This window comes from Anaerotignum lactatifermentans DSM 14214 (assembly GCF_900142265.1).
In the GTDB taxonomy this organism is placed as follows: Bacteria; Bacillota; Clostridia; order Lachnospirales; family Anaerotignaceae; genus Anaerotignum; species Anaerotignum lactatifermentans.
In genome coordinates this window covers 1-5949 of the sequence record NZ_FRAH01000119.1, presented here as the reverse complement: position 1 = coordinate 5949, position 5949 = coordinate 1, and the positions used below count along the sequence as shown (strand labels likewise).

5 protein-coding genes and 1 pseudogene are annotated in these 5949 nt (G+C 38.0%); 4 read left to right on the top strand and 2 right to left on the bottom strand.

Features of this window, described 5'->3' with window-relative positions; all coding sequences use genetic code 11:
• Positions 1-693: 693 nt before the first annotated feature.
• A complete protein-coding gene (locus BUB35_RS17685) occupies positions 694-987 on the bottom strand; it encodes a hypothetical protein (protein WP_143185502.1) in 294 nt (97 codons plus the stop codon).
• Positions 988-1038: 51 nt separating this feature from the next.
• Between BUB35_RS17685 and BUB35_RS17680 the strand changes: the two genes are divergently transcribed.
• From BUB35_RS17680 to BUB35_RS17665, 3 genes and pseudogenes are all read left to right on the top strand, one after another.
• On the top strand, positions 1039-1257 hold the full coding sequence (locus tag BUB35_RS17680) for a helix-turn-helix domain-containing protein (protein ID WP_072853879.1): 219 nt from the start codon (positions 1039-1041) through the stop codon (positions 1255-1257).
• A gap of 216 nt (positions 1258-1473) precedes the next feature.
• Positions 1474-2394: an aldo/keto reductase gene (locus tag BUB35_RS17675; RefSeq protein WP_072853878.1), complete on the top strand. Its 921-nt coding sequence runs from the start codon at positions 1474-1476 to the stop codon at positions 2392-2394.
• 258 nt (positions 2395-2652) lie between these two features.
• Positions 2653-3800, top strand: a pseudogene (locus BUB35_RS17665) (IS3 family transposase).
• A gap of 368 nt (positions 3801-4168) precedes the next feature.
• Here the strand turns inward: BUB35_RS17665 and BUB35_RS17660 are convergent.
• Positions 4169-5296 carry a GGDEF domain-containing protein gene (locus tag BUB35_RS17660; RefSeq protein ID WP_072853874.1) on the bottom strand — a complete coding sequence of 376 codons (1128 nt, stop codon included), beginning with the start codon at positions 5294-5296 and terminating at the stop codon, positions 4169-4171.
• Positions 5297-5717: 421 nt separating this feature from the next.
• Here BUB35_RS17660 and BUB35_RS17655 point away from each other — a divergent pair.
• Positions 5718-5949, top strand: a 232-nt coding sequence (locus BUB35_RS17655; RefSeq protein ID WP_143185501.1) for a transposase, incomplete at its 3' end; no start/stop codon positions are given.

The following is a 5949-nucleotide window of genomic DNA, read 5'->3' as shown; positions in this document are numbered from 1 at the left end:
CTGAGCCAGGATCAAACTCTTATGTTAAAATTTACAAACGGCATCGTCGGTTGGAAATTTTATAAGTGAGTTTTCGTAGAAAAGTCACGCATAAAGCCCAGCGACCTGCACGCTTTGAGTTGACCTAGCCAGTTAATCTGGCTATCCTCCGGTTTTTTCGAAACCGGTAAACTCTTGTCATTATTTTTGTCAGATGTCGTCTTTTTTCGCTTTGCGAAAAACCGTTCATTTCTCACCATTTCGCTCCCTCTGACACTTTGCAGTGTTAGGTCGGTCGCTCCATAAACGGTTCGAAAATCACTGACCGAATTGACTATGGGTTGTAAGTTTATTTCTGCTGTTTAGTTTTCAAGGATCAGTCTTGTTTGTTGCTCACACCGCTTCGGTGTCAGCTCATTTAGTTTATCAGGTTTGTTTTATTTTGTCAAGTACTTTTTTAAGAACTTTTCAGTCATTTCTGACCGTTTATTCTCAAACCCGATATTTTATTTTCGTCATCTTTTCGATGACGCTTGAATATCTTACCAGATTTCTTTTTTCTTGTCAAGTACTTTTCTAAGTACTTTTCTCTGATTTTTCAATTTTTATTGAAAAACAGGCTTTTCTCACCCTTCAGATATTCGACTTTTTTCTGCTCTCTTGCGAGTGCTTGATTATTCTATCAGGTATCTTTTCATCTGTCAACTACTTTTTTCAATTTTTTTCATTTTTTTGTGATTTTTCTTTTTTCTCCCCATTTTCCCTCAAAACTGCATCCAGCATCTTCTTGTCAATTTCCTGTTTTATCTGACTCTCACCGCATCCCCCTATGTCTTTTCGCACCACTTCCCCCGTTCCATTGCCCCGCTCCACCAGAAAAGCAAAGGGTGTTCCTTCCGGTCCTTTTATATAGATCTTCTCTTGTTGATACTCCTCTGCCTTCTCCATAAGCTCCCTGCGCATCTGCCCATCTGCATTCCCTCCACTACAGCCGCATACCATCGTCACAACACTCACCACCAGAAAAATCTGCCTAACCCGCATAAATAAGTGACATGTTTGATTGACTACGCGCCTTTTTGGCAAACATTAGAAAACTCCGACGAAAATTGGTATACACTCACCACCAAACACCACCTGTCTCATAGTACCCTTCATCGCTTGAAACACAATAAAGATATTTCCACCAAAACCATCAATGATCTTTGCCGCATCCTGGACTGCCCAGTGGAATCCATCCTGCGATATATCCCCAGCGAATCCGACCAGGCATTATAATAGAAAAAAGAACCTAAGGACATTTTCATAAGAAAACAAAGAAAGCTGAAATTCTTATCTTAAAGGTTTCAGCTTTCTTTGTTTTACGAGGATTTTATTTCGTATGTTTTCTTACCAGCAAGTTGCTGTTATTGTTTTCTAAAAATCACCTTGACTTCCCCCACCATAGAAGTATCATGGATTTAACAGCATACGAAACACAAAGGAGGTTTCCATATGAAACTAGTCACCATCGGCAATCGCAACGTTCCTGCCATCATCCAGGGATGTATGCGCATCGGCAATCTGGATACAAAATCTCTGCAAAACCTCATAGAAAAACAACTGGAATCCGGTGTCAACTTCTGGGATCACGCGGATATTTACGGCGGCGGCACCTGTGAAACCATTTTCGGGGAAGCCCTGCACCAAATGCCCGGCATGCGGGATAAACTTATTCTCCAGAGCAAATGCGGCATTCGCCCCGGTGCATTTACCTGCTATGACTTTTCCAAAGCGCATATCATCCGCAGCGTAGAAACCAGTCTGCGCCGCCTGCAAACAGACCGTCTGGATTATTTGCTCCTTCACCGTCCCGATTTGCTCATGGAACCAGAAGAAGTGGCAGAAGCCTTTGACCAACTGGAATCCCAAGGAAAAGTTCTTCATTTCGGTGTCAGCAACCATACCCCCAGCCAGATAGAACTTCTGAAAACCTGCGTCAAACAACCGCTGGAAATCAACCAGCTGCAATTTTCTCTGGCGCACACCCTTCTGCTGGATGCACCTGCTTATCTGAACACCACAGACAGCCACGGCATTTCCCGTGATGCAAACGTATTGGATTACTGCCGCCAGAACCATATTACCATCCAGTGTTATAGTCCTTTCCAGTATGGTGTATTCGAAGGCACATTCATCGGCAATCCCGATTATGCCCAACTGAACGCTGTCCTGACTCGTCTAGCGAAAAAATACGACACCACAGAAAACGGCATAGCCGTAGCATGGCTTCTGCGCCATCCTGCCAACATGCAGGTGGTTGTAGGTACAACCAATGCTGCCCGTATCCCCGGCATCGTCAAAGGGGCGGAAATCACCCTCACAAGGGAAGAATGGTACGAGCTCTATGCCGCCGCTGGGAATAAACTGCCTTGATTCGTTTTTAAACTTCCGTAATAGAAAAAAGCCGAAATCTTCGAAACAAAAGATTCCGGCTTTTTTCATTTGGACGAAGCTCTCCCTTTTTCTCCTCTCCATATCCCATTCCTCTCGTTTTCCATTTTTATTAACTCCAATACCTCCCCTTCTTCCCATTCTCCACTTTCCTTTGCTCCACTGGATCTATATTAAATAAGTGGACACGATTTATAAACAGATGTACCATAATACTAGACACCAAAAGGAGGTATCTTTATGGCTAAAAAAAATTATTATGATGAGGATTTCAAACGAACTCTTGTTGAACTCTATCATAATGGCAAAACACAAGCTTCTCTGACCAAAGAGTATGGCGTTTCTCAAACTGCTCTTTCCAGATGGCTCAAGCAATACTCCACTGTTGAAACATCTAATGGTGAAATTCTGACTGCGAAACAGATTCAGGAACTCCAGAAAAGAAATGCGCAGCTTGAAGAAGAAAACCTCATCCTAAAAAAAGCGATTGCCATCTTCACGCCACACTCAAACAAAGATTAAGTGCAGTTTATAAGCTTCGATTCCAGCACAATATCAAAACCCTCTGCCGTGTACTCAACGTAAACCGCAGCACTTATTACAAACATTTTTATTCTCTGCCTTCTTCCAGAACCATTGAGAATCAGAACATCAAACAAATGATTCTGCACATTTACGCTGACTACGATAAACGCATCGGTGCTTATAAAATCGCATATATCTTAGGTCGTGACTATGGCATTTGTATCAGCGTCGGTCGAGTGTACCGCCTGATGCGTTCCATGTAGCTTCCACCTATGTCCACAATAAAACCAAAATCCATTTCTCGCCCAAAAGAGTCGTCTGGTTGTTATGCTGATCACCTGCATCAAGACTTTCATCAAAAAGCTCCCAACTTGGTCTGGACAAGTGATTTTACGTATCTCAAAGCCGGAGGTAAGTGGTATTATCTTTGTATCATTATGGATCTTTTTTCCAGAAAGATTATCTCCTGGAATATATCATCCAAATCCAATGCAGATCTGGTCATCCAGACCTTTCAGAAAGCATATTATTCCAGAAACTGTCCAGCTGGACTGATGTTTCACTCTGATAGAGGATCACAGTACACAGCCTTTGCATTTCGAAAACTGCTTGATGAACTGAATGTTATCCAGTCCTTCTCGAAAAAGGGATATCCTTTTGATAACGCCTGCTGCGAAAGTTTCTTCAAATATCTCAAAAAAGAAGAAACCAACAGGCGTAATTTCCGTACCTATCGTGACCTATACCACTCTGTCTTCCAATATATCGAAGGCTTCTATAACTCTCGCAGACCACATGGTTCTTTAGGCTATCTGACACCAAACGAAATGGAAGCAACATTCTGGGATCGGCAAGGAATCTAGCCGTTCCCGGAAAATATATTTAAAAATCGTGTCTTTTTTATTGACTATAGTCCAGTTTGCCCCAAAAGAGGTTATCATATTAAAAAACAATGAATTTAATCATTTACAAAAACATCTTATCATTTTTTTCCATATAAAAATCTCTTTGTCATTGAACTTCTTCTCAGCATCATATGTTGATAATTCTTATTCTTTTTTCTTTCCAAATATTGTGTCGATTTCGAGAAACAAAAAAGCCAGCGATTGCTGACTTTTTTGGCATAATTTCATTATAAATCTATGTTTACGTTGTTTCTAGAAAATGTTATACTCATAAATGTTCAATAAATCATATTTTTTATTTACACAGAAATCACACAAATAAATTTTTATTTTTTCTCCTTGTATCTCATTTTCTTATTTAATTTATTCCTATACATTATGTCATCAGCTTGTTTTAATAAAATGGACGGATCTTTAACGGCATATGGCGGCTTACACACAACAAAACCTGCACTTACCTGATTAAACTCGCAAGGAGCATCCTTATCCCAATTTTTACATTGGGCTATTGTATCAGCAATTTCTTCAGTTAAAACGCCATAATATATTGCAACAAACTCATCGCCGCCATATCTATAAAGCTTTCCATTATCTTTCAGCTCATCAGAACACACTTTCCCAAAATGTATCAGATACCTGTCACCAACATCATGACCGTATTGGTCGTTAATAAGCTTAAATCTGTCTAAGTCAAAGAACATAATAGAAAAAACCTGATTTTCTTCTATTAAAATACGGATATGTCTCATCATTTGTACCCTGTTTCCAAGACCTGTTAATGCGTCATCTGAAACTTTTTTCTCCAACTCATTAATTTTAACCGAACTATTTATTACTTCATAAACAATGGAATAGAACAAGTAGTTGGATGCAAGAAATATAGCCAACACAACAATTTGCAGTAAATTTCTTTCGCTGTATAGAAAAATTATATGAAGAATAAGTAGTGTAAAGAAGTTAAAAAATACGCTTATTTCCAAATATCTAAACTGTGTTTTTCGAAAATCATGCATATTCTGGAAAATATAGATATATTTGGGAATCACATAATTTCTAAATGGAATAAATGTTGCTAAAAATAATACCGTTTCAATTATTATCAAAGATAAGTCATAATTTAAAAAGTCCCCAAGATACACCATCTGTATAGAAACAGCCAATATTCCAAGAGTATACGTCCAACTCATACACATATTAAGAAAAAGTCTTTCTATTTTTTCATCATATAAAAATTTCAAGGGAATTATGTATAAAAATCCAAATATCGAAAACTTACCGTCTCCGTTAAAAACATCTCTTTTAAAAAGTGCTGCGGGCAAAATACATAATACAGTAAAAAAGAAAAATACCGCTACCATTTTAAATTTTGAATATTTCCTTTTAAAGCAATGATCTAAAGTAATTACGTTAAAAACTAACACTTCAACCATAGGCAAAATATACACATATTCCATAGATGTCACTCCAAAATATTTTAAACCAAAAACATAATATATTCATGCTTGGTTCATTTATATATGTTATTTTATGAGAATATTATATCAAAAACTAAAAAAGTCAACAACGTTTAAATATCAGATTTCAAAGAACCTCTATTAAGCTATGACAAGTTAGAGGTTTTAGTATAAAGTTTTTTATAAATTTTCTCATTGGATAGTAATTGCTCTTCCACTTTCAACACCACTAATTTTTTTAGATTCATGGCAAGAAATTTAACTGTACTACCCATCTAATTACACATTTTAAAAATAGGTCGGTACATATCACATTCAATACCTTTTTTCGTCCGCAAAGATTTTGGATCTATATTAAAAAAGTGGACACATAAAGTAACTATCTATTACAATAAAGTAGACACCAAAAGGAGGTATTTACATGTCAACAAACAGCAAAGGTATTCGCTATGACGAAGACTTCAAAAGAACACTCGTAAATCTATATCAATCTGGTGGCAAAACACAAACTGCCCTTTGTAAAGAATACGGAGTTTCTCAGACTGCTCTCACTCGCTGGATCAAACAATACGCAACTGTTGAAACAGATGATGGTGAAGTCATGACTGCCAAACAAGTCAAAGAGCTTCAAAGACGCCTCGCTCAACTTGAAG